This is a genomic window from Streptococcus suis (assembly GCF_029616525.1).
Lineage (GTDB): Bacteria > Bacillota > Bacilli > Lactobacillales > Streptococcaceae > Streptococcus > Streptococcus suis_AF.
Window position 1 is genome coordinate 79119 of record NZ_JANFME010000005.1, and the last position, 24425, is coordinate 103543.

Genomic DNA, 24425 nt, shown 5'->3' on the forward strand with positions numbered 1-24425 from the left:
CTTATTTCGCTCCTTTCGCTTTATTTTTGGCTTTAAGCAATTGCTCAAAGATAAATTTCACACCGATAAAGAAGATGATGGACGCTGTAACAACGTTAATCAATTCAGGTGGAATCTGGGCACGAACCATCCCTGGTGCCCCAACAGAGAGAACACCGAATAGGAAGGCTGCCAATGGGATACCGAGTGGTGAGTTTGAAGCCAAGAGGGCAACAGACATACCGTTGAAACCAATATCCAAGTTACCACTTTGAATGTAGACATTTTGGAAGGTACCAAGACCCTGAATAGCACCAGCAAGACCCGCAAGGGCACCTGAGATAACCATTGAAAGAATGATGGTACGTTTAGCTGACATACCTGCGTAGTCGGATGCCGTTGGGTTCAAACCAACTGAGCGGATTTCAAAACCGAGAGTTGTTTTAGTTAACAAGAACCAGATGACCAAGACAGCTATAATTGCAAAGAAGATACCCAGGTTCATACGCGAATTATCAGTCAAAGCGCGGAGCCATTCTGTCTGGTAAGAAGCATTGGCTGAAACGTTGATGGTCGAATCCGTATTCTTCATCAAATCATCAGCAAACACTTCACGTATGATATAGTTACATGAGTAAAGCAAGATGTAGTTCATCATGATCGTGACGATAACTTCACTGGTACCAAGATAGGCACGCAAGATACCTGGAATAGAACCAGCTATACCACCAGCAATCATGGCAATAACTACTGTCGCTAAAATAAGAACTGGACGCGGCAAATCTGGATTTGACAAGGCAAACCAGCCTGCGAATACCCAGCCCACATAGGCTTGACCAGGCAAACCGACGTTGAAGAAACCAGCACGGCTAGCCACTGCGAAACCTAAAGCGGTAAAAATCAGTGGTGCCATAGCACGGAAAATTTCACCGATTGATTTTACATTACCAAAAGCTGAATAGAATAGTTCTTCGTAGCCCCAAATTGGGTCATAACCGAAGACAAGCATGATAATGGCACCTAACAACAGACCAGAAAATACTGCCAAAAATGGAAGGGCCACATTGTGATATTTCTTAGGCATGACTTTCTCCCTTCTCTAATTTTCCACCTGCCATCAAGACACCCAACTCCTGCTTGTTTGTCGTCGCAGGATCGACGATACCATGGATAGTACCGTCATGGATAACAGCAATGCGGTCTGAAACATCCAAAATTTCATCTAATTCAAAGCTGACAACAAGAACTGCCTTGCCCTTGTCACGCTCTGCAATCAAACGTTTACGAATGTACTCGATAGCACCAACGTCCAAACCACGAGTTGGTTGGCTAACGATGAGAAGATCTGGGTTACGGTCAATTTCACGGGCGATAATGGCTTTCTGCTGGTTACCACCTGACAAGGCCTTAGAAGGAACTAACTCACTGGCACCACGCACATCGAACTCTTCCATTAGCTGACGCGCCTTTTCATTGATAATATTGTAATTCAGAATACCATTCTTAGAGTTTGGCTCTTTATAGTATGTCTGCAAAGCAATATTTTCTGCAACAGACATTTGCAATACCAAGCCATCACGGTGACGGTCTTCAGGAACGTGGCTAACCTGCATCTCAGTGATTTTACGAGGTGTTTTACCAACAACTTCCTCACCCTTGATGGTAATGGAACCTGATTTTACCTTACGCAAACCTGTAATGGCTTGGATAAGCTCGCTCTGTCCATTTCCATCGATACCAGCAATACCAACTACTTCTCCAGCTCGCACTTCAAGATTAAGGCCTTTAACTGCCGGAATACCACGGTTTTCGTTAACTACTAAATCCTTGATAGACAGAATAACTTCCTTAGGATTTGAGGCGATTTTTTCTGTTTTGAAAGATACAGAACGTCCAACCATCCACTCAGCCAAGTCTTCATTGGTTGCACCCGCGACATCAACTGTTTCAATGGATTTACCACGACGAATAACGGTTACACGATCCGCAACAGCACGAATTTCATCCAGTTTGTGAGTGATCAGAATGATAGACTTGCCTTCTTCAATCAATTTCTTCATGATTTTGAGAAGCTCGGCAATCTCCGCAGGAGTCAAAACTGCCGTTGGCTCGTCAAAAATCAAGAGGTCTGCACCACGATAGAGGGTCTTCAAAATCTCTACGCGCTGTTGAGCTCCGACAGAAATATCTGCTACTTTAGCTGTCGGATCAACTTCTAGGCCGTAACGCTCTGACAATTCCTTGATTTCAGCAATGGCTTTTTTGAGGTCAATCACACCTGCCTTTGTTGTTTCAGAACCAAGAATGATATTTTCAGCAACTGTGAAAGCATCAACCAGCATAAAGTGCTGGTGCACCATACCAATACCTAAATGGGCAGCTTTAGAAGGTGAGTCAATGGATACAACCTCACCGTTAATTGCAATTTCTCCGCTGGTAGGTTCCAAAAGACCTGCCAACATATTCATAAGAGTTGATTTACCAGCGCCATTTTCACCAAGAAGGGCGTGGATTTCACCTCGTCTGACATGTAAGTTGATGTGGTCATTTGCTACAAATTCACCAAAAATCTTGGTAATATTGCGCATTTCAATGACATTATCCCTAGTCATAATCTTCTTCCTTTCTGACTATCATTTTTGTCAGTAAAACCTACCAGCTTCTGATAGGCTTTACTGAGAAAAATTCTCAGCTCCGAAAAGGGCGACCGATTTCAGCCGCCGCTTCGGAAAATTCTAATTCAAAAGATTAGTTTTCTGGAGTTTCTGGAACTTCAACCTTACCATCGATGATTGCTTGTTTCGCTTCAGCGATAGCTTTTGAAGCATCTTCTGAAAGGTTGGTTTCAGCCAATTCTACACCTTTATCCGCAAGCGAGAATTGAACTACAGTACCACCAGGGAATTCTCCTGCAACAGCTTTTGTTGCGATATCTTTAACAGCAGTACCAACCTCTTTGATTGTAGAAGCCAATACGAAGTTAGAAGCTTTACCATCTTTAGATGTGTACTCACCCTCTGCAGATTGGTCACGGTCAACACCGATTACCCAAACTTTATCAGCTTCGTTACGAGTTTCATTTTCAGCTTTTGCAGCAGCAAATACACCGTTACCTGTACCACCTGATGCGTGGAAGATTACGTCAGCACCTGCAGCGTATTGAGCAGCAGCAAGTGTTTGACCCTTAGCAGCATCACCAAATGAGCCAGCGTAGTCAACTGTTACTTTGATAGATGGGTTAACAGATTTGGCACCCGCTACGAAACCAGCTTCAAAGCGGTCGATTACGACACCTTCCATACCACCGATGAAACCAACGTGGTTAGATTTTGTTGATTTAGCAGCTGCAACACCTGCCAAGTATGATGCTTGGTGGTCAGCAAAACCAACGCTAACAACGTTGTCAAGGTCTGGTACAACAGAGTCAACGATTACATAATGAGTATCTGTGTTGTTTGGAGCAACTTCAGCAATTGCAGATTCCAAGGCAAAACCGATACCAAATACAAGGTTGTATCCACCTGAAACAGCTGAATCAAGGTTCGTTACATAGTCAGATTCGCTAGCTGATTGGAAGTAGTCATAGCCATTACCTTTTTCAAGACCAGCTTCTTTACCCCATGCAGTCAAACCTTCCCAAGCTGATTGGTTGAATGAACGGTCATCAACACCACCGATATCAGTAACGATCGCAGCTTTTACTGATGACTCAGCAGTTTCGCTACTTGATGAGCTATTTGATGTACGGCTACCGCAGGCAGCAAGAGTAAGTGCTGCAAGTGATACAACACCCAAACCAACAAGTTTCTTGTTCATTTCTGAACCCTCCTAAAAAATTCTTTGGCAACATTTCGTTGCAATGATAAATGGTTTCAGTCTAACGACTGGCTTACAAACTTAGGTCAAGTCTGTAAAAGAATATGGAAGTAATTCCCCGACTGTCATCTCGACTGTCGATTTATCTTTAGCGACCAAGGTCACTTTTAGATCCTGTTCAAAAAATTCTGCCATCACTTGACGACAAGCCCCACAAGGGGAGATTGGCTTTTCTGTTTCACCATAAATGACAATCTCAGAAAAATCAAGAACTCCCTCAGAAACAGCCTTAAAGATTGCTGTTCTCTCCGCACAATTGGTAAGACCAAAGCTGGCGTTTTCGATATTTACTCCTGTAAATATTTGACCATCTTTAGCAACCAAGACTGCACTTACTGGAAAGTGGGAATAGGGAACATAGGCCTGACGGCTATTTTCTACAACCAAATCAATCAGTTTAGTAGTCGCCATCCGCCTTTTCTCCCTTCATGATTGCAACACCTGATGAAGCACCAATACGAGTTGCACCTGCTTCAATGAAGGCAATTGCATCTTCATAAGAACGAGCACCACCAGAAGCCTTGACACCCATATCTGGTCCAACCGTTTTTCTCATAAGTGCAACGTCTTCAACAGTTGCACCACCTGTTGAGAAGCCTGTTGAAGTTTTGACAAAATCTGCACCCGCTTCTTTTGACAATTGGCAAGCTTTTACTTTTTCCTCTTCTGTCAAGAGGCAGGTTTCGATAATCACTTTGACCAGCTTATCACCGCTAGCAGCCACTACAGCCTGAATATCTTCGAAGACCAATTCATCATTTTTAGACTTCAAAGCACCGATATTGATGACCATATCAATTTCATCAGCACCGTTTTCAATAGCATCCTTGGTTTCAAAGGCTTTAACAGCTGGTGTGTTTGCACCCAAAGGGAAACCGATGACGGTACAAACTTTTACGTCACTATCCTTCAATTCTTGGGCTGCGTAGGCTACCCAAGTTGGATTGACACAGATACTAGCAAAGTCATGTTCTTTGGCTTCTGCCAAAATCTGAGCAACCTGTTCTTTAGTGGTTTCTGGCTTTAAAATGGTATGATCGATATATTTATTAAGTTTCATACTTTCTCCGTACATTAAGAAATAATCTCGATGATTTCTTTCGTTTTTACACTTACTTTATCTATTTTAACATTTTTCTTGAAATTTGTAAGCAAATTTTCCGAAATATTTTCATTTGCGTAAATTGTTGCGATTTTTTCACCCTTGGCAATCGCTTCTCCGACTTTCTTATGGAAGACAATTCCTGTTTCATAGTCCAAATCGTCTGTCTTAACAGCCCGACCAGCACCAATTCTCATAGCAAATAGTCCGAATTCCAAAGCAGGAAGTCCAACGATGTAACCATCTTCGTCAGAGAGTACCTCAACCTGATTAGAAACTTGAACCGGACGGTACAAGTCTTCCAAGTCACCACCTTGAGCTACAACCATCTCTTCAAATTTCTTGAGGGCTGCACCGTTTTCAATATGCTGGCGAACTTCTTCAACCGTTTTTTCAACGTTTGCTAAACTGAGCATGATTTGAGCCAATTCACAGATAAATTCTGTCACATCTGCTCTGCCATTTCCCTGTAAAATTTCCAAGGCTTCCAAAATTTCCAAGCGATTACCAATTGAGGTACCTACTGGCTGGGACATATCTGTCAAGACAGCTACTGTCTTGCGACCAACAGCTTTTCCAAGGTCAACCATGGTTCGTGCCAGAACACGCGCATCTTCGATGTTCTTCATGAAAGCACCTTCGCCAACCGTTACATCGAGAAGAATGGCATCCGCGCCTGCCGCAATCTTTTTAGACATGACCGAACTTGCAATCAGAGGAATAATATCCACAGTTGCCGTCACATCACGCAGGGCATAGAGCAACTTATCTGCCTTCACCAGATTGTCCGATTGACCGATAACAGCTACTCCTGTATCCTGTACTTGCTTGATAAAGTCATCTTGGCCCACTTCGATTTGGTAGCCTTTGATTGATTCTAGTTTATCAAGTGTGCCACCTGTGTGGCCCAGACCTCGACCGCTCATCTTTGCAACGGGAACACCAAAACTTGCCACAAGCGGTGCCAAAATCAAGGTAACCTTATCACCTACACCACCTGTTGAGTGCTTATCAACCTTAACACCTGCAATCGCTGAAAGGTCAATTTCCTCACCCGAATGCACCATAGCCATGGTCAAATCTGAAATCTCTCGTGTGGACATTCCTTTAAAGTAGATTGCCATAGCCAAAGCTGACATTTGGTAATCTGGTACACTGCCATCCACATAGCTATCAATCAACCACTGGATTTCCTCAGTGGTCAACTCTAAACCATCACGTTTTTTCTGAATTAAATCAACTGCTCTCATTCTTTCACACTTTCAAGTATATAGTATCCCTTATCCTTTTTAATAATCTGGCAATTTCCAAATACTTCTTCCATTCGTTTCTTAGCGCTCGGTGCCCCCTGTTTCTTCTGGATGACAATAGTTAAGCTACCACCGTCAACCAAATGTTCCTTGGCACCTGTAATCACTTCATGCACAACTGATTTGCCAGCTCGAATGGGAGGGTTAGAAATCACATAATCAAAACTACCCTCAACTGCTTCATAGACATCGGATTGGAAAATAGTCGCAGAAACACCATTTTTCTCAGCATTTTTCTTGGCTAGCTCTAAAGCTCTGCTATTGACATCAATCATGGTAACATTTAGGTCATAGACTTTTGCTAAGGTCAATCCCAGAGGTCCGTAGCCACATCCTACATCCAAGAGAGTTTTTCCCTTCGCTAGTTCCAGGGAATTCAAAAGCACCTGACTTCCATAATCAACCATTTTCTTACTAAATACACCAGCATCTGTTAAGAAAGTCATAGGAGTATCCAGCAAGCTGACACGGAGTTCATGAATATCATGTGCTGCACTTGGATTCTTTTCATAATACATATTAGACATACTCCGATTATACCATTTCTTAAAAACGTTTTCAAGAGTTTTGCAAGATTGGAAAATATGATAAAATGTAAGTATTATGTAAAACGCTTACTTCTATTAGAAAGAATAAACTATGAAGAATGAATTTTTAAATTTTGAAGAAATCGACCGGAAAACCTGGCAACAGCTTCATCGGAAGACCACTATTCCCCTGAGCCAAAAAGAGCTCAATTCAATCAAGAGTTTCAATGACCGTATCCAACTGCATGAAGTATCGGACATCTATCTGCCCCTTATCAACCTTATTCATATTTATCGGAAGGCTCGAAAGGACCTCAATTTCACCAAGAGCCTCTTCCTGCAAAAATCCATCAAACCTCAGCCTTTTATTATCGGTGTTTCTGGTAGTGTGGCCGTAGGAAAATCCACCACTAGCCGCCTGCTTCAAATCCTAATCGCCCGCACCTTTAAACACGCCAAGGTTGAATTGGTCACAACAGATGGCTTCCTCTATCCAAATGCCATTCTGGAAGAGCGCCAGATACTGAACAAAAAAGGATTTCCAGAGTCCTATGATATGGAAAAATTGATTGATTTCCTAGATAAAATAAAAAATGGTTACGATTGTCAAATCCCTGTCTATTCTCATGAGATTTATGACATCGTACCGGATCAGCTTCAGGAAATTAAGGCCCCTGACTTTCTGATTGTGGAGGGTATCAATGTGTTTCAAAATCCACAAAACCAGCGCCTCTATGTCAGTGATTATTTCGACTTGTCTATATACGTTGATGCCGATGTGGAACATATTGAAACCTGGTACCTAGAACGTTTCCAAAAATTATTAACTCTGGCAAAGAATGACCCCAACAACTACTACCATCGTTTTACTCAGATGACCTATCCAGAAATCATTACCATTGCCCAAAATACTTGGAAAAATATAAACCTAGCTAATTTGGAAAAGTTCATCGAACCTACCCGAAACCGTGCAGACATTATTCTCCATAAGGCTGATAACCATGAGATTGATAAAATTTATCTAAAAAAATAAATTTCACTTGTCAAAACCTATCTTTTCAGATATAATGGTATAGTTAGTACAAGAAAGGGTGGAGGTGAAACCATTGGCAAACATTAAGTCAGCTATCAAACGCGCTGAATTGAACGTTAAACAAAACGAAAAAAACTCAGCACAAAAATCAGCTATGCGTACTGCAATCAAAGCATTTGAAGCTAACCCATCTGAAGAGCTTTTCCGCGCTGCTAGCTCAGCAATCGATAAAGCAGAAACTAAAGGTTTGATTCACAAAAACAAAGCAAGCCGCGACAAAGCACGTCTTGCATCAAAACTTGCTTAATAAAAAAAGAAACCTTCGGGTTTCCTTTTTTTATCCTCTCATTCTTACCAGCCAGTCACTTCAAACGTATAGGTCTGGTTATTATAATAGTACTGATAGGTATAGACATAACCCAGGGCATCAAAGAGGGAATTATTGTCGCTTCCTGCCAGGTTCACCATTTCCTGCAAGGCTTGCTGATTTGAAAATTGCAGAAAAATCCTCTCTGCTCCCTGCTCTTTCTGCTGACGAACACTTTCTAAGATAGCTAGCTCATCAAAGCTTGGGAAATAGGCACCCATCTGCATGTAATAATTAAGGGAATTGTCTTGAGCAGATGGATAGGCCAAGGGCCTTGACTGAAAAGGGTATTCCTTGCCCCAGTAAGTCAGTAAATCACTATCGGCCTTTCTACTTCTATTTAAAAATTCATCCGTAACACAGAGATAGTCATAAGAAATATCTGATTTCGCTTGACCACCCATAGCTTCTTCAAAGACAGGATCACCCCAGGTCGTGTCAATACCATAGTACTGACCATCAATCTGAACCAGGTTCCATGCATGGCCGATTTGGTTTCCCTGCTCACTATTGGCCATTCCACTCACATAGATACAATCCATACCAGCTAATTTACATAAATACTGAAAGGTTCGGCTATAGCCTGCACATACAGATTTCCGTTCAAGAAGAACACTAGTAATGCCCTGTTCTTTCCAAGAAAGACTGTCATTGGACAGGGCCTCTAAATCATAGTCAGTTTGTTTGATAATAGTTTCGTAGAAAAACTTGACCATCTCATAATCTGAACCCTTGGGAGCCTGTTCGAGAATAGATTGGGCGACTTTTTTCAATTGCAAACTAACTTGCTCAACATCATCAGGATAGATAGGATTTGATAAGTCTGAAAAACCAATCCCATCAACCATGGCATCCGTTAACCAATAGTATTCCGGGAAATCATTGGCAACAGAAAAATAGACACGAGTATAGTTTTCCTGATTGACCGAATCAATCTCAATCCTGCTTTCTCTTTTTCTCAAGCCATTAACAAATTGGAGATAGACACGCCGTTCCCTGTCTGTATCCAACTCTTGAAAATAAAAATTCCCCGCAACTTCTTCCCTTAGCGCAGACAATTCTGCCTCACGTTCTTTTTTCTCCTGAACAAATTCAAATTGCAGGTCTTTTAGTTTGTCTGCTACTTGATTAGTTGAACAAGCAGTCAAAGTGATTGCCGAAAGACTGAGGAGGCAAATAAGGGGTAATTTTCGGGTATAGAAATACTCTTTCATGGTTCACTCCTAACAACTATTGGCTCTTGAACTAGCAAAAAGACAGATTCCAGAGCTCTTACAAATTAGTATATCACACTTGACAAAAAAGAGGAGTAGGGAAACCTGTTTAAAGGTTCCCCTACTCCTCCTAGTTTATCTCATTTATTCAAGAACCAATCTTGCTTGTATTATTTAGGAAGATGGACTTCAAAAATACTCCCTTTGGGTTGATTATCTTTGACAAGAATTTGACCATCGAGAGATTTGATAATCTGTTGAGCCAAAGAAAGTCCCAGACCAAAACCACCTTTTTGGCGTGTCCGTGCCTTATCAACCCTATAAAAGCGGTCAAAGATTTTCTTCTTGTCTGCATCTGAGATACCTAGACCATTATCAGCTACAGCGATGGAAACATGGCGCTCCTTCATAGTAGCCGTAATGCGAATATCACCATTCTCATCCGTGTATTTCATTGCATTATCAAATAATATCGTTAATAATTGCTTCAACAGAACCCTGTCCGTTCGGAAGGACTTTTGAATGAGATTGTTACACTTAAATTTCTTGCCATTTTCCTCAGCAATGATACGGTAGTTTTCAAACACTTCATCCAAGTAGGCAGGGCTCACCTCTACCATATCTAGCTTAAATCCATCATCACGCCGAGCAAGATTGAGCAGATTGGTCGTCAGTAGGCGCATATTTCGTACTTCTTCCAGACTAGAACCAATACTCTCACTACTGTCCAAAATCGTTGCTTCTGGATGACGGAATAGACTTTCCAAGCGATTTTGCAATACTGCTAGTGGTGTACGCAATTCGTGGCTAGCATTCTCAACAAAATCCTTTTGCTTTTGATAGCTAATTAAAATAGGTTTCATGCTGAGATTAGCCAAGTAAATACTAGCGACAATCGAAATTAACCAAGCTGAAATCATAACTACAGCTACGGTTGATTCATAAGTTCCAATAGAAGACTTTATCTGGCTGACATTGACCAAAATCGTTGCGCAGGTAATGTCATAGTTAGAATAATAGCCCAAATCCTCTGCGGATAATTCAACAGTGATATAGCGGTAATGTTCCTCAGAACCAAATGGAGTTTCAACCGTCAACTCCTTGATTTCCCCCAAATTTTCTTTATCGACTTTCAAATCGGATAAACCTGTAAAATTATCCGGGTTCAAAAGCGCACCACTCTTGCTATAGAGCAAAACATGAGTATTGGTTCCTAACCTCATGGGTTGATCACCTTTCTTATCCTTTGGCGGTGGATCCTCCGATGAAGCAGTCGTTGAGGAGGAATTTGTTGCAGAAGGTTGCCCACTTTCATCATGGATAATAAATTCAGAATCTGGCTCATAGGTCCGCGCAATTGCAAAACCAACCATCATAGAGGGTTCATCCTTAATCCGACTTAGTGTATCATCTGTCGTCTGATACATAGTGGAACGCATGAGCTGAAAGATGATGGCTGTCATCAAACCAAATATCAGGGTAAATACAGCAAAATAGCGAATGAAGAAGGAAAAACTTTCCGTATTGACAATCTTTTTATATCTCTTAAACATTCTTTAGAATGTAGCCGACACTGCGAAGGGTTTGCAGATTTTCTCCGAAGGCCGTTCCTTTCAATTTTTTACGAACTTTTGACACATAAACTTCCACTACTGAAATGGTCGTATCGCTGTCAAATCCCCACAAGCGATCGAAAATCTGTGTCTTAGGTAGGATAACATTTTGATTTTGTAGGAAATAGACCAATAGTTCAAACTCTTTGCCCAGTAGTTCAACTTCTTTACCATCTACCTTTGTGGAATTAGTCGCAAGATCAACTGTCACATCACCGTAGGTCAATTGATTGTCGTTGAATTTACCTGAACGTTTAAGGAGGGCTTGAATACGCATTTTCAACTCTTCCAAATAGAAAGGCTTGGTCAAATAATCGTCCGCACCCAATTCAAATCCGTGACCTTTATCTTCAAGACTTTCCTTGGCTGTTGTAATCAGAACAGGGGTTGTCACTCCTTTTTCACGCAATTCTTTCAAGACTTGGAAGCCATCCTTCTCAGGCAACATCAAGTCCAAGAGAATAAGGTCATATACACCTGACTCAGCCTCGTAAATTCCTTCTTCTCCATCAAAAACCTGCATGACATCTGCAAAGTCATCCAGGAAATCAAAAACGGAGTTAGATAGACTTAAATCATCTTCTACCAACAAAATCTTTATCATATTTTTCACCTTTTTCTACTATGTAAAATCGTTCAAGGAACTAAGGAAGAACTTGAACTTTGATTTTCTGTCACTTTTATCGAGTTCACTCTGTATGACCAACAAAGCTGGGTCAATTATACTACTTTTTTCTTATTTTTCCTATTGGTTTGATGTTACGGAACTACCTGAAATTTGTGCTTTTATTTCTTTATTTTTCTCTTTTAGGGCATTGACTTCATCAGAGGAAGTATTCGACTGACTAGAACCACTTGTAACATCGGGTGGTATTGTAGCTTGATTAGGTGACATTCTATTAGTATTAGCATTGTGATCGGACGGCACTCCTCGCATTGCTCCATTTTTTCCAGGAGGCATACCTCGTAAACGACCATTAGGTGCTGGAGGTGTTTGGTTTCCAAGGATTGAATGATCTTGGTTTTGCGCCAAAGTGGCTTGGCTTTGACTAGTCGCATTTCCTACACTTTTTGCAACTGACATCCCACCAGCAAATCCTACAGTGGCCGCAGTTATAGCAACCGCTGCCAATACTGTTTTCGATTGCGACTTTAATAGATTGATGATTGACATGAAATCCCTCTTTTCAATTTATATTTATCAGAATAATGGTAACCATCTGATGATAAAAATAGTATAAAATGAAAAACTTAAAGCAAACTAAAGATTGGTAGCACATTCTTATTCCATACAAAAAGAAGTCCTTTCGGACTTCCGTTTTACAATTCTGTAATGTCGCCTGTACGTAAGTAAACAACCCACTCACAGATATTCTTAGCATAATCACCAACACGTTCCAAATAAGTCAACACTTGGAAATAGTCACGACCAGCAACCAAAGAATCTGGATTTTTCTTGATTTCTTCAGTTGTCAATTCTTGGATAGTTGAGTAAAATTCATTGACAACTTCGTCATGAGCTGCCACTTCATAAGCACGCTCCATATCCGCATCACCAAGATAAAGCTCCAAGGTTTGCTCTACTAATTGACGAACTTCGCGACCCATTTTCTTGATTTCTTCTTCAACAACTGGAATACGAACTTCGCCCTTCATGCGAATAGCAGCTTTTGCAACTGAAACAGCATGGTCACCCATACGTTCCAAGTCACTCGTTGCCTTCAACACAGTGATAACACGACGAAGGTCTGTGGAAACCGGTTGTTGCAATGCAATGATTTCAAGTGATTTTTTCTCTAATTTCACTTCGAAGGCATTGATTTTCTTGTCCGCTTCAATGACTTCTTTAGCCAACTCACGATCATGAGTCGTAAAGGCACGAACAGCATTGTTGATTTGTGCCAATACTTCATTCCCCATAGCGTAAAATTGGTTATGAAGTTTGCCTAATTCTTCTTCAAACTGAGCTCTTAACATATGAACCTCTTTCTTTTTCTTACGGTCTAACCGAACTTACCTGTGATATAGTCCTCTGTTTCTTTATGTTTCGGACTGAGGAACATTTCTTTGGTCAAGTCATACTCAATCAAATCTCCGTCCAAGAAGAAACCAGTTCTATCTGAAATACGAGACGCTTGTTGCATGGAACGTGTTACCAATACCATGGTGTACTTATCCTTCAAACCATAAAGCGTGTCTTCAATCTTACCTGCTGAGATGGGGTCGAGGGCTGATGTTGGCTCATCCAACAAGATAATCTTTGGACTGGTCGCCAATACACGCGCCACACAGACACGCTGCTGCTGACCACCAGACAAACCAACTGCTGAATCATGCAAACGATCCTTAACTTCGTTCCAAATGGAAGCGCCAATCAGAGAGCTCTCTACTGCTTCATCCAGAATTTGCTTATCCTTGATACCGTTGATACGAAGGCCGTAAACAACATTCTCATAGATGGACATCGGGAATGGGTTTGGTTGTTGGAAAACCATCCCGATTTCCTTACGAAGGTCTACAGTATCCGTACGAGGACTGTAAATATTTTTACCATTGTAATCAATAGCACCTGTCAAGGTTACTTCTGGGTTCAAATCGCCCATGCGGTTAATAGCACGCAAGAGCGTTGACTTACCAGAACCTGACGGACCAATCAAGGCTGTAATTTCATTTGGATAGAAATCTATTGAAACATTATTCAAAGCCTTTTTCTTATTGTAGTAAACAGACAAATCTTTTACTTGTAAAATAGGTGATGTCATTGTTTCCCTTTCTATCCAAAGTGTCCTGAAACGTAGTCGTTCGTAGACTTGAGTTTGGCATTTTGGAAGATATTTGCTGTTTTATCATACTCAATCAAGTCACCAAGATAGAAGAAAGCGGTATAATCACTTGCACGGGCTGCCTGTTGCATATTGTGCGTAACGATGATAATGGTATAGTCTTTCTTCAACTCAAACATGGTTTCTTCCAACTGCATGGTTGCAATTGGGTCCAAGGCTGAGGCTGGTTCATCCATGAGCAAGATTTGAGGTTTAACAGAAATCGCACGAGCGATACACAAACGTTGCTGTTGACCACCTGACAAGGTAAAGGCTGACTTGTGTAAATCGTCTTTTACCTGATCCCAGAGGGCTGCTTGTTTCAAGGATGTTTCAACAATCTCATCCAACACTTGCTTATCTTTTACACCCGCACGCTCGTGGGCAAAGGTGATGTTGCGATAAATCGATTTTGCAAATGGGTTAGGACGTTGGAAAACCATTCCGATATGCTTACGAATTTCGTAAACGTTCATATCTGGTCTGTTAATGTCGATTCCTTCATAAAGGATTTGACCTGTTACCTTAGCAATATCGATCGTATCATTCATACGATTGAGACTGCGAAGATAGGTTGATTTACCACAGCCTGAAGGACCAATCAAGGCTGTAATTTTATTTTTCTCGAACTGCATATCAATGCCCTTGATGGCTTCATTTTTACCATAGTAAACATGAACATCTTTTGTTGAAAGGGCAATTTTTTCCTCTGGGAAAGTGATGATATGGCGTTCATTCCAGTTGTAATCTGCCATTTTTTCTCCTTAATAGTCAGACTTCTAAGCTGCTGAAGTCATTTTCGCATGAAGTTTCTTACCGATATAACGGGCAGAAAGGTTGAAAATCAAGATGAAGACCAAGAGGATTGCTGCTGAACCAGCAGAAACTTGGGTTGCATCTGGAATTGTACCTTCACTGTTTACCTTCCAAATATGAACCGCAAGGGTTTCTGATTGACGGAAGATAGAAATCGGACTGGTAACACTTAATGGATTCCAGTTTGACCAATCAAGTGCTGGTGCTGATTGACCTGCTGTATAGATAAGGGCCGCTGCTTCACCAAAGATACGACCAGATGCCAAGACGATACCTGTGACAATCCCTGGAAGTGCTTCTGGAATAACAACATGAAGAACAGTTTCCCAACGTGAAAGACCAAGAGCCAAACCAGCCTCACGTTGCGTATGGTGAACGTGGCGAAGACTATCTTCTACGTTACGTGTCATCTGTGGCAAGTTAAAGACCGTAAGGGCCAAGGCACCTGACAAGATAGAGAATCCATACTCAAACTGAACAACGAAAATCAAGTAACCAAACAAACCAACGACAACGGATGGTAGGGATGACAAGATTTCAATACAGGTACGAATGAAGTTTGTCAAAGGACCTTTTTTAGCATATTCTGCCAAGTAAATCCCTGCCCCTGTTGACAAGGGCACAGAAATCAAGAGCGTCACAACCAATAAGAAGAATGAGTTGTAGAGCTGAATACCGATACCACCACCAGCTTTATAAGAGGATGATTTGCTGGTCAAGAAATGCCAGTTAACATGTGGCAAGCCACGGAGCAAGATGTAGAGAATGAGTGATGTCAAGATGACAACAATCACCGTAGCGATGGAGTAAAGAATACCAGTCGCCAATTTATCGAATTTTTTAGCGTGCATAGTTTTTCTTACCCTCTCTCGTAATAAATTTCATAATCATGTTAAAGATAAGGCTCATCAAGAGCAAGACAAGGGCCAATGACCAGAGAACGTTGTTTTGAACTGTTCCCATAACCGTATTACCGATACCCATGGTCAAAACAGAAGTCAAAGTCGCTGCTGGCGTTGTCAATGAAGTTGGAATCACTGCTGAGTTACCAACCACCATCTGAATAGCCAAGGCTTCACCGAAGGCACGAGCCATACCGAAGATAACTGCTGTAAAAATTCCTGGCTTGGCAGCATTCAAGATAACACGCCAGATGGTTTGCCAGCGAGTTGCCCCCATAGCCAAACTTGCTTCACGATAGTGACGAGGCACTGCACGCAAGCTATCCACTGTCATAAAGGTCACTGTAGGTAAAATCATGACAAAGAGTACAAATACACCTGACAAGATACCAAAACCAGTACCACCGAAGATAGAACGCACGAATGGCACAACCACTTGCAAGCCAATGAAACCATATACAACGGATGGGATACCGACCAAAAGCTCGATAACCGGTTGCAAGATTTTAGCACCACGCTTTGGTGAGATTTCCGTCATAAAGACTGCTGCTCCGATAGCGATTGGCGTTGCTACAATGGCAGACAAAATCGTCACGATGAAAGAGCCTGAAATCATCGGCAAGGCACCAAAGATTTTAGAACTTGGTTCCCACTTGCTACCAAATAGGAAATCAACAATGCTAACACCGTCTACAAAGAAGGTAGACAAGCCACGTTGCGCAACGAAAATCAAAATCATGGCAACGATAAAGACAATCAATGACAGGCAGAGGAAAGTAATAACCTTACCAAATTTCTCCAAACGGGAATTTTTAGACGGAGAAGATAATTCTTTTGCTAATTGTTCGTTTTTCATGCTTACTCCTTCTCAGTCACCGTGCCATCAGCACTCTTTTCAACCTGCATATCATGAATAGAAATATAGCCCATACTTTCAACGATACCATTTTGAACTTCATCAGACATCATGTAGGTTAGAAACTCTTCTGTCAATTCAGTAGGCGCTCCCTTGGTATACATGTGCTCGTATGACCAAATTGGCCAAGCATTGGTTGCTACGTTTTCAGCTGTTGGTTCCGCGCCATTCAGCTTAATTGTTTTTACAGAATCATCCAGATAAGCAAATGACAAGTAAGAAATAGCACCTGGTGTTTGAGCTACAATAGACTTAACCATACCGTTTGAGTCTTGTTCTTGACTCTGAGCGGCTGTTTGCCCATCCATAATGATACTATCAAATGTCGCACGAGAACCAGAACTTGCTGCACGGTTGATGATTGAAATCTCCAGATCCTTACCACCAAGCTCTTTCCAGTTTGTAATTTCACCTGTGAAAATCTTACGAAGATCTTCTGTGGTAATATCCCCAACTGTCACCTTTTCATTGACAATAACAGCTAGACCAGCCACGGCAACCTGATGGTCTACTAGCTTGCTAGCATCGATACCGTCCTTCTCTTCCGCGAACACGTCCGAGTTACCAATCTGAACTGCTCCAGACTGGACCTGTGACAAACCAGTACCTGAACCACCACCTTGAACATTGATAGACTTACCGATATTGACACTACCGAATTCGTCTGCCGCCGCTTCAACCAACGGCTGAAGAGCTGTAGAACCTACTGCAGTGATAGACTCTCCGCGATCAATCCATGAGGAACAACCTGAAAGAGCTACACTACTCAAAAGAAACAAAGCTGCAATTCCAAGCTTCTGCTTTTTTTTCATTTCGTTTTTTCCTTTACATTTTTCAGTGGAATCTCCTTATGATTTCCTTGTATTTTACAAGGAATTTACAAGTTATTTCCACTCATCCACTATATCATATAAAAAGACAAGTTGCAAAAAAAATCTGCTTAATTCAACTAAAATCTCAAGCCCTTAGGAAAGGCATTTTTAAGGGTACCAGAAACAATTTTCGCAAATCCTAGACCATTTCCCTGAACTGCAACCTGATACCAACCATTAGGTAGGGCCTTAGAAACTGCAACAGTCTGTCCAGCCACATATGCTACAAAGTCATCTGAACTGATGTCTACTCTATGCTTGACTTCTGAACTGTGAAGCGCCAGACCCAAGGCGAAACTGGGTTCAAAGCGTTTTTTCTTGAAAGTGCCTAAATGAAGTCCATTCCGTGCAATCTTAACTTTAGACAAATCTGGCAATCCATCAGGCAAGAGATAGAGATTCTCTCCAAAAACCTGTAACAGACCGGTCAATTGAACAGTTAAATGCTTCTGCTCAAATTCTTTCCAGAGAGCTTGTTGCTCTCTATTTAAGTTTGATTTTCCTGGCTTCAGTTTTTTCTGCTTAGTTTCTCCTAAGAATTTGAATTTAGCTACAAACTGCCCCTCTCCTGCAAAATGATGGGGGTACATGCGAGCCGTTTGTGGGTAGCCAATCCCTTCTGCCATGCCATTGATTTTGGGAATATCAACCAACTCTAACTCAAAATTCTCCAATAGCCAAGCTACGATTTCTTCATTTTCCTCTGGTGACCAAGTACAGGTCGAGTAAATCAATTTTCCACCTGGCGCTAACATATCCAAGGCAAATTCTAAAATCTCTCTCTGCAGGCTGGCACATTGAGCTGGATAATCTTTTGACCAGTACTGAATAGCAGCAGGATCCTTTCTGAACATCCCTTCCCCGGAACAAGGGGCATCTAAGACAATCATGTCAAAATAAGCTGGAAAAACCTTTGCCAAGCGGTCGGCGGACTCATTGGTCACGACTACATTTCTTGCCCCAAAGCGTTCAATGTTTTCAGCCAATATTTTTGCCCGTTTGCTTGAAATTTCATTACTCACTAACAGTCCGGTATTGTCCAGATAAGAAAGCAGGTGGGTTGATTTTCCACCCGGTGCAGCAGCCAGATCCAAGACCTTCATGCCCTTTTCAGGACTAGCAACCTGTCCTACTACTTGGGCAGCTGGTTCTTGTGAATAGACCAAACCAGTCACGTGTTCTGGCGATTTGCCTGAAACTTTACCATAGTAAGACCAAGGCACATCTGGAATTGGTTGGTCAAAAGTGACTTGATGTTCCTTCAAGGGATTTGTCCGAAAACCTGAAATAGCTGGCTCATCAAAACTCTCAAAAAATGCTTGGGCTTCTGGACCAAGCAAATCACTATATTTATCAATAAAATCCTGTGGTAATTGCATTAAAATAAATACCTCTTCACTTCTTCTAAGTGCTGATTGGCAACGAGGACAACATGCTCTCTCTTATCAAATGAGGGAACTTCTGCTTCCAAACTCAGCAAACTAAATCCCAATCCTTGACCTAAGATACTAGCTGCAGCATAATCCCATGGATACAAATAGGAAGAATAGGCAAATAACCTTCCTTCTAAAACATGGGTGAAACCAATACCTGCACTGCCAACTGAACGTGTGCCTAAAGTCTGATTTGCTAGGTCAGCCAAGCCATATTGGTTGGCTGCGTAGAGTTGAGCATTCAATCCCATCAGACTTTGCTGGAGGGGAGCAAATGTCTGTTGCTTTAATGGCTCTTCGTTGCAGCATACTAGAAAGTTTCCACCTCCGTGAAACAACTTGTCCTGTATCACATCATAAATCAGACCAAACTGTCCAACTCCGTTTTCAAAATAGGCGACCATAATGGCAAAGTCATTCTTCTGTGCAATAAAATTGCTGGTTCCATCAATCGGATCGACGACCCATACATTTCCCTGTGAAATAGAACTGACGTCGCCACCTTCTTCACCAAAAATGAAGTCATTGGGATAATTTGTTTTAAGTTTATTAGTAAGGTAATCTTGAACTTCCTTGTCCAAGTGGGTCACCAAATCCCTGGCACTAGCCTTTTCTTCAATTTCCAATCGATCATCTAAATGCTGACGTATGAAATCCCCTGCAGCCAAAACAAGCGATTGGGCTAAGCGATACTTAGTTTCCAAGACGGACAACCCCTTTCCCTTTCTCCTTAGCAGCCTTGATAACTTGATAGGTAGAATAGCCAGATACTTCTTCAAATTCGCGATCAATCTGGCGCTCCTGCCCCTTACTCTTTACAACATCCTTAAATTCTTTATAGCTGGTAAGGATAGCACTTGCATCCGCACCTTTTTCATAGGCTGCCTCCACCTGATTTAAAAAAGAAAGCACGGAGGAAATCTCCTCTGTGCTCCACGAAAAATCAAGTGGATATGAATAATTTTTGTTCATATCTTCTAAATCTATCTTTCTTATCCGATTTCTGCCCTCAATGTAGCATTTTTTAGTTCTTGCTTGCGGTATTTGCGTGGTAAGAATGCACGAATTTCATCTTCATTGAAACCGATCTGCATCCGTTTCTCGTCCAAAATAATGGGACGGCGCAAAAGACTTGGGTAAAGCTCAATCAGCTCTATCAACTGCTTAATGGACAACTCATCTACATCAACATTCAGCTTTTGAAAAACCTTGGAACGAGTAGAAATCAAGTCATCTGTCCCATTTTCTGTCAATGCTAAAATGTTCTTCAATTCCTCAGCAGTTAGAGGGCTAGTCATAATATTGTGCTCAATAAAAGGGACTTCGTGACTTGTCAGCCAAGCACGAGCTTTACGACAACTGGTACAACTCGGTGACAAAAATAAAGTAATCATGTCTTCCATCCCCTCTAAAAACATTTTTCTTCTCATATTATACTCTAACTTAAAAGAGTTTTCAATAGTAAATCTAATCTCTTCCCTGTAATTTTTCCAAAGATTCTATTTTTTTCTCTAAGCGTAGCAATATTTCATTTTGTTCATCAATTTTTGCCATCAAGGTATCCAACTTCGTTTCACGCTCTGTTTCAGAGAAAAAACGAGTTATCGTGGAGGTAACCATACCAAAAGTACAAATACCAACCAACATCAAGAGGATGGCAATTACTTTTGAAATGGTATCTTGGGGAACAATATCCCCATAACCCACGGTTGTCATCGTTACAATGGACCACCAAAGTGCATCGAAGAATGATTTCCCTTCAATCACTGATAATAAGACACTTGCAACTAGCACCGCTGAGATATTTAACATCAACACTTTGGATAAACTGTTGGTATGCAAAAGCTTGTTGATTGTATCCCAGAATCGATTAGACAGGGCAAATATTCTCGTTACTTTGACCAATCTGAAGAGTCGTGCAAGTCTTCCCAAGCGAAGAAAACTGAAGAATGAATCAAATGGAATAATGGCAATTAATTCCAAGATATGGCCCTGTACATATTCAAGTATGTCATCCGCATAATAAAGCTGAGCAAAATAATCGCAGACAAAAACAAACCATAAGAGCAAGTCTAGTACCCGATACCCACTAGAATTAGCAATACTAGCATCCATCAATTCAAGTACGATAAGAAATACATAGACTACAGCTATGTAGGTCATAGCCTTCTCATAAAAAGGATGACGAATCAATCGTTTAAGCATATTTCCCCCATTGCAAGGCAAATTCCTCATCAGATTTCATCTGCTCCATCAAACCTTCAATCCCATCAAATTTGACCATATCTCGAATTTTTTCAAGCCAAAAAATAGTTATTTTTTCTCCGTAGATAAAGCGGTCAAACCCAAAAATATGGGCTTCAATCCGCATTTCGGTTCCGTCAAAGGTCACATTTTTCCCAACGCTTGTCATAGCTCGATAGCGTTTTCCATCTACTTCGACATCAGCGACGTAGACTCCCTCAGATGGTAAATGGACACGGTCAAATGGAGCGAGATTTGCTGTTGGATATCCGATTGTGCGGCCTCTGGCATCTCCATGCACCACAATACCTTCTGTCATAAATGGATAACCTAAAAGTTGATTAGCTAGAGAGACATCCCCTGACTGGATAGCCTGACGAATGCGAGTTGAAGAAACTTTCTCTCCGCCCAGGCTCACTTCACTTACAATTTCTACCTGACCATCAAATAACTCTGTCAAGTCTGTCACATCTGCTCTGCAATTTCCGAAATGATAATCGAAACCTGCGACCAAAATCTGGGCATTGAGACCTTTAATATAGCGCTCCAAAAACTGCTGAGGAGTATTGGTGGCAAATTCACTGGTAAAGTTGGTCAAAACCAGCTGGTCCACACCGTATGTTTCTAGGAGGCGATAGCGTTCCTCTTGACTGGTCAAATGAAGCAAGAGCTCTGGAGCAAAACGAGCAAAGGCTAGGCGAGGGGACTCTGGAAAGGTCAGTACGGTCACCGACAAACCCTTTTCATCCGCCACCTTCCTAGCTCGGTCCAAGAGTGCCTTGTGCCCCATATGAATGCCATCAAAATAACCTAATACCAAAACAGTCGGCTCTTCCTGATGGAGTTCTTGATAATTTTTAATCGTTCTAATCTTCATAGTGTTTATTTTATCACAACTAGGCTAAAACTTCTTCAAGAAAAACCTTCCGAGGCTTATAGACTTGGTCACGTTTTTCTAGGATAGCCACCAGTTTCTCCTTATGAAAACCTGCCAACAAATTCGCCTGACTATCTAAGCTTATAAAACGACCAAATCTGGCATCAATAACTTGCTCAATCGTCAAATCAACAATAGGCAAATCACCAATTCCTTGTTCAATTGGACGAAGGAAAGAATAATCTTCTTGCGACACCTTATCAGCGATCTCTTCGATTGTCAGGGCATCAGCCAAGCTCATGCCTGCGGATCCTGTCCGCTCCAGCTTGGACATATGGCTAGCGTAGCCTAGTGTAGCTCCCAAGTCAACAGACAGGGTACGGACATAGGTTCCCTTGCCACAGCGAACTCGAAAGGTAAAACGGGCACAGTCATCTGCTAACTCAATCGGGCTGGTTCGCTCAAAACTGTATATGTCAATTTGGCGTTGAGGACGTTCGACTTCTTCGCCAGCCCGTGCGTATTCGTAGAGTTTGCGGCCATTTACTTTGACGGCAGAGTACATGGGTGGAATTTGGGTAATGGTCCCTACAAAGCTAGCCATGGCCTCATCAACTGCCTGCTCTGCTATGTCCAAAACCGGTGTCTGCTCAACAATCTCACCAGAAGCATCTTCTGTCGTGGTAGAGTAACCAATGGTAATCTCCCCCTCGTAAATCTTGCCCTCTTCCTGCATATACTCAATCATGCGCGTAGCCTTGCCGACTGCGATGGGCAGAACACCTGTCACATCTGGATCCAAGGTCCCACCGTGGCCAATCTTCTTCTCCTGCAAAATCTTGCGGAGCTTAAAAACAACATCGTGCGAGGTCATGCCGGCCTCTTTTTTTACATTAATAATTCCTGAAATCATGTTCTCATTATAACACAAAGGACCGCTCTTGTGGGCGGTCCGATACGATTTAGATATCCCGATGAAAATCGCTACCAATCTCAAAAAATGGTTGAATATCCTGAACATACTCCAATACGCCTTGAAACTCTCCTTGGTTATCACGCACTGCCTTATAGACCACATAGATAAACTTGCCCATGCTGTCGGACTTAAACCACATGGTCACCTGGTCTTTTTGCCCTGTGCGGAGCAGTTCAAAAATCTTCTTGACCTTGTCCACTATTTTGGGAGGATGGCAGAGCTCCACATGGCGTCCAATCTGGCTTGGTGTTCGTTTGAAAATCATGTCTTCGACAGGGTGGCTGTCATTGTAATATTGGAAAATGTCATCCTTGTTGACAAAGGTTAATTCCAACGGTAAATGATTGAGTATGAGATTGGCCTGCTCGACAGACAAGTAACCATTACCAAAGGCCTGCGGACTAGTTCTATCCTGAACAGTTTCCGACTGTTTCTTGGGTGTGAAGGTAATGGTAAACTGGCCTTCTGGCGTGTCAATAATCTGCTGATTTGGTCCTGCTGGCTGCGGAGAAATGCTATCTGTTGCCTGCTCTGCTATTTCTCCAAAAACCTCCCGATGAGGCACCCACTTAGCTGTCGGCTTAACAATGGCGTAGCCGTAAGCGTCGCTGTCCTCTGCCACTTGGAGCCAGTCATCCTGAGTGAATGTCTCCAATAGAATCATGAGAAGTATGGCCTCTTCCTTGAAAATCATCTCCTCGAACTCCTTGGCGAAGTTTTCAAAGTGAGCGCGTGTCTCAGCTAGGTCGCCTGTTGCAAGGGTTTTACGGGCCGTCTTGAAGAGATCGCGAATCTCGTCGTCCACACCCCACATGACCTTGGGCGGTGCATCATGACCGTACCGCTCCATAATCGGAAAGAAGACTTTTTCCTTGCGAGTGTAGTGGTTTTCAAACTGACCGAGGAGGCCAAACTGGCATGTCAAACCTTGCAGGAGCTGGTCTTTCAGCTCCGCATCCTCTGTCTGTTCATACTGGTCAATGATACGGCGAATGCGTAAGAGAGCTGCCCGCAGGGCCAGGTTTTCCTGCTTGAAGACATAGACTGGGTGCCCTTCCCGATCCATATCCGCCACTTCCACATCCGCAATAGCTCCTTTGAAGAGGTTAGCGTGGATATTGCAAAGGCTCATGACATCTTCAAAAGTGATACCCGTGTCGCTGGACATGAGTTCATGCTCCATCATGGAGATTTCAAGGGCAGAAACTCCCGTGAAATGCTGATTAAACTGCTCTTGAACAGACTCTGGGCTGGCACCATTGTGCAGGTCCAAGAGAATATTCTTCAAAATGTCAATCCGTTGGTCTGTCATGCTTCTCCTCCAATCACTTCGTAACCGTTACATTCCAAGACCTGTTGAATACGGTCTAGTGGAATTTTGGTCATCTTGGAGCCTGTCTTCAGACTTGTTACCTTACCAACTGTGTTCAGCATGGCTGGATTTGCCAAGGGCTTGAAACCAAGCTCTACCAGAATGTCCTTGACTTCTGGGTGCTGGTTGATAATCTCTGCAACAGGCAGATTTAGGTCGATGGTGTTCATTTTA

General features: G+C 42.1%; 28 protein-coding genes. 2 read left to right on the forward strand and 26 right to left on the reverse strand.

From position 1 onward, the window contains the following. Window position 1: 1 nt before the first annotated feature. The 7 genes from NOL38_RS03565 to NOL38_RS03595 form a co-directional block, all read right to left on the reverse strand. A complete protein-coding gene (locus tag NOL38_RS03565; RefSeq protein WP_105109423.1) occupies window positions 2-1063 on the reverse strand; it encodes an ABC transporter permease in 1062 nt (353 codons plus the stop codon). After that, window positions 1056-2591 carry an ABC transporter ATP-binding protein gene (locus tag NOL38_RS03570; RefSeq protein WP_248032937.1) on the reverse strand — a complete coding sequence of 512 codons (1536 nt, stop codon included), beginning with the start codon at window positions 2589-2591 and terminating at the stop codon, window positions 1056-1058. Before NOL38_RS03570 ends, NOL38_RS03565 begins: the two co-directional genes overlap by 8 nt. 136 nt (window positions 2592-2727) lie before the next feature. Beyond that, on the reverse strand, window positions 2728-3795 hold the full coding sequence (locus tag NOL38_RS03575; RefSeq protein ID WP_172091498.1) for a BMP family lipoprotein: 1068 nt from the start codon (window positions 3793-3795) through the stop codon (window positions 2728-2730). Window positions 3796-3876: 81 nt separating this feature from the next. Next, the gene (locus tag NOL38_RS03580; protein ID WP_105117936.1) at window positions 3877-4266 is read right to left on the reverse strand and encodes a cytidine deaminase; all 390 of its coding nucleotides are present in this window, start codon (window positions 4264-4266) and stop codon (window positions 3877-3879) included. Continuing rightward, window positions 4253-4915: a deoxyribose-phosphate aldolase gene (gene deoC / locus NOL38_RS03585; protein WP_277941386.1), complete on the reverse strand. Its 663-nt coding sequence runs from the start codon at window positions 4913-4915 to the stop codon at window positions 4253-4255. Before deoC ends, NOL38_RS03580 begins: the two co-directional genes overlap by 14 nt. A 14-nt stretch (window positions 4916-4929) precedes the next feature. Continuing rightward, entirely contained in the window at window positions 4930-6207 is a 1278-nt protein-coding gene (locus NOL38_RS03590; protein WP_277941387.1) for a pyrimidine-nucleoside phosphorylase, read from the reverse strand. Further along, a complete protein-coding gene (locus tag NOL38_RS03595) occupies window positions 6204-6794 on the reverse strand; it encodes a class I SAM-dependent methyltransferase (RefSeq protein ID WP_277941388.1) in 591 nt (196 codons plus the stop codon). The genes NOL38_RS03590 and NOL38_RS03595 overlap by 4 nt, the downstream gene beginning before the upstream one ends. Before the next feature lie 112 nt (window positions 6795-6906). Here NOL38_RS03595 and coaA point away from each other — a divergent pair, with 112 nt between their 5' ends. After that, window positions 6907-7827, forward strand: a complete 921-nt coding sequence (gene coaA / locus NOL38_RS03600; protein WP_277941389.1) for a type I pantothenate kinase — start codon at window positions 6907-6909, stop codon at window positions 7825-7827. 58 nt (window positions 7828-7885) lie between these two features. Beyond that, a complete protein-coding gene (gene rpsT / locus NOL38_RS03605) occupies window positions 7886-8134 on the forward strand; it encodes a 30S ribosomal protein S20 (RefSeq protein ID WP_012027069.1) in 249 nt (82 codons plus the stop codon). Between the two features lie 44 nt (window positions 8135-8178). Here rpsT and NOL38_RS03610 read toward each other — a convergent pair whose 3' ends face one another. The 19 genes from NOL38_RS03610 to NOL38_RS03700 all read right to left on the reverse strand — a co-directional run bounded on the left by NOL38_RS03610 (window position 8179) and on the right by NOL38_RS03700 (window position 24421). Continuing rightward, window positions 8179-9408, reverse strand: coding sequence for a transglutaminase domain-containing protein (locus NOL38_RS03610; RefSeq protein ID WP_277941390.1), 1230 nt, complete (start codon window positions 9406-9408; stop codon window positions 8179-8181). Window positions 9409-9578: 170 nt separating this feature from the next. Beyond that, on the reverse strand, window positions 9579-10961 hold the full coding sequence (locus NOL38_RS03615; RefSeq protein WP_277941391.1) for a sensor histidine kinase: 1383 nt from the start codon (window positions 10959-10961) through the stop codon (window positions 9579-9581). Then, the gene (locus tag NOL38_RS03620) at window positions 10954-11625 is read right to left on the reverse strand and encodes a response regulator transcription factor (RefSeq protein WP_105117942.1); all 672 of its coding nucleotides are present in this window, start codon (window positions 11623-11625) and stop codon (window positions 10954-10956) included. The genes NOL38_RS03615 and NOL38_RS03620 overlap by 8 nt, the downstream gene beginning before the upstream one ends. 141 nt (window positions 11626-11766) lie before the next feature. After that, the gene (locus tag NOL38_RS03625; RefSeq protein WP_105117943.1) at window positions 11767-12195 is read right to left on the reverse strand and encodes a hypothetical protein; all 429 of its coding nucleotides are present in this window, start codon (window positions 12193-12195) and stop codon (window positions 11767-11769) included. A 146-nt stretch (window positions 12196-12341) separates the two neighbouring features. Further along, entirely contained in the window at window positions 12342-12998 is a 657-nt protein-coding gene (gene phoU, locus NOL38_RS03630) for a phosphate signaling complex protein PhoU (protein WP_171998852.1), read from the reverse strand. A 26-nt stretch (window positions 12999-13024) separates the two neighbouring features. Next, window positions 13025-13783: a phosphate ABC transporter ATP-binding protein PstB gene (gene pstB, locus NOL38_RS03635; protein WP_105210379.1), complete on the reverse strand. Its 759-nt coding sequence runs from the start codon at window positions 13781-13783 to the stop codon at window positions 13025-13027. A gap of 11 nt (window positions 13784-13794) precedes the next feature. Next, the gene (gene pstB, locus NOL38_RS03640; protein ID WP_172002517.1) at window positions 13795-14598 is read right to left on the reverse strand and encodes a phosphate ABC transporter ATP-binding protein PstB; all 804 of its coding nucleotides are present in this window, start codon (window positions 14596-14598) and stop codon (window positions 13795-13797) included. Between the two features lie 24 nt (window positions 14599-14622). After that, entirely contained in the window at window positions 14623-15510 is an 888-nt protein-coding gene (gene pstA, locus NOL38_RS03645) for a phosphate ABC transporter permease PstA (protein WP_105114825.1), read from the reverse strand. Next, complete coding sequence (gene pstC, locus NOL38_RS03650) at window positions 15500-16417, reverse strand: phosphate ABC transporter permease subunit PstC (protein ID WP_105114826.1); 918 nt, start codon at window positions 16415-16417, stop codon at window positions 15500-15502. Before pstC ends, pstA begins: the two co-directional genes overlap by 11 nt. Window positions 16418-16419: 2 nt before the next feature. Next, window positions 16420-17289, reverse strand: coding sequence for a phosphate ABC transporter substrate-binding protein PstS family protein (locus NOL38_RS03655; protein ID WP_277941392.1), 870 nt, complete (start codon window positions 17287-17289; stop codon window positions 16420-16422). Window positions 17290-17426: 137 nt separating this feature from the next. Then, entirely contained in the window at window positions 17427-18728 is a 1302-nt protein-coding gene (locus tag NOL38_RS03660; RefSeq protein ID WP_277941393.1) for an RsmF rRNA methyltransferase first C-terminal domain-containing protein, read from the reverse strand. Then, complete coding sequence (locus NOL38_RS03665; protein WP_277941394.1) at window positions 18728-19486, reverse strand: inositol monophosphatase family protein; 759 nt, start codon at window positions 19484-19486, stop codon at window positions 18728-18730. The genes NOL38_RS03660 and NOL38_RS03665 overlap by 1 nt, the downstream gene beginning before the upstream one ends. Next, window positions 19476-19754, reverse strand: a complete 279-nt coding sequence (locus NOL38_RS03670; protein ID WP_105117949.1) for a UPF0223 family protein — start codon at window positions 19752-19754, stop codon at window positions 19476-19478. The genes NOL38_RS03665 and NOL38_RS03670 overlap by 11 nt, the downstream gene beginning before the upstream one ends. Before the next feature lie 20 nt (window positions 19755-19774). Beyond that, window positions 19775-20176 carry a Spx/MgsR family RNA polymerase-binding regulatory protein gene (locus NOL38_RS03675; protein WP_277941395.1) on the reverse strand — a complete coding sequence of 134 codons (402 nt, stop codon included), beginning with the start codon at window positions 20174-20176 and terminating at the stop codon, window positions 19775-19777. Window positions 20177-20249: 73 nt separating this feature from the next. Next, entirely contained in the window at window positions 20250-20987 is a 738-nt protein-coding gene (locus tag NOL38_RS03680) for a potassium channel family protein (RefSeq protein ID WP_277941396.1), read from the reverse strand. After that, window positions 20980-21903: a bifunctional riboflavin kinase/FAD synthetase gene (locus NOL38_RS03685; protein WP_277941397.1), complete on the reverse strand. Its 924-nt coding sequence runs from the start codon at window positions 21901-21903 to the stop codon at window positions 20980-20982. The genes NOL38_RS03680 and NOL38_RS03685 overlap by 8 nt, the downstream gene beginning before the upstream one ends. A gap of 19 nt (window positions 21904-21922) precedes the next feature. Beyond that, window positions 21923-22813 carry a tRNA pseudouridine(55) synthase TruB gene (truB, locus tag NOL38_RS03690; RefSeq protein ID WP_277941410.1) on the reverse strand — a complete coding sequence of 297 codons (891 nt, stop codon included), beginning with the start codon at window positions 22811-22813 and terminating at the stop codon, window positions 21923-21925. Between the two features lie 52 nt (window positions 22814-22865). Beyond that, complete coding sequence (locus tag NOL38_RS03695) at window positions 22866-24191, reverse strand: DUF438 domain-containing protein (RefSeq protein WP_277941398.1); 1326 nt, start codon at window positions 24189-24191, stop codon at window positions 22866-22868. Next, window positions 24188-24421, reverse strand: a complete 234-nt coding sequence (locus NOL38_RS03700; RefSeq protein WP_012027094.1) for a DUF1858 domain-containing protein — start codon at window positions 24419-24421, stop codon at window positions 24188-24190. Before NOL38_RS03700 ends, NOL38_RS03695 begins: the two co-directional genes overlap by 4 nt. Window positions 24422-24425: the final 4 nt, after the last annotated feature.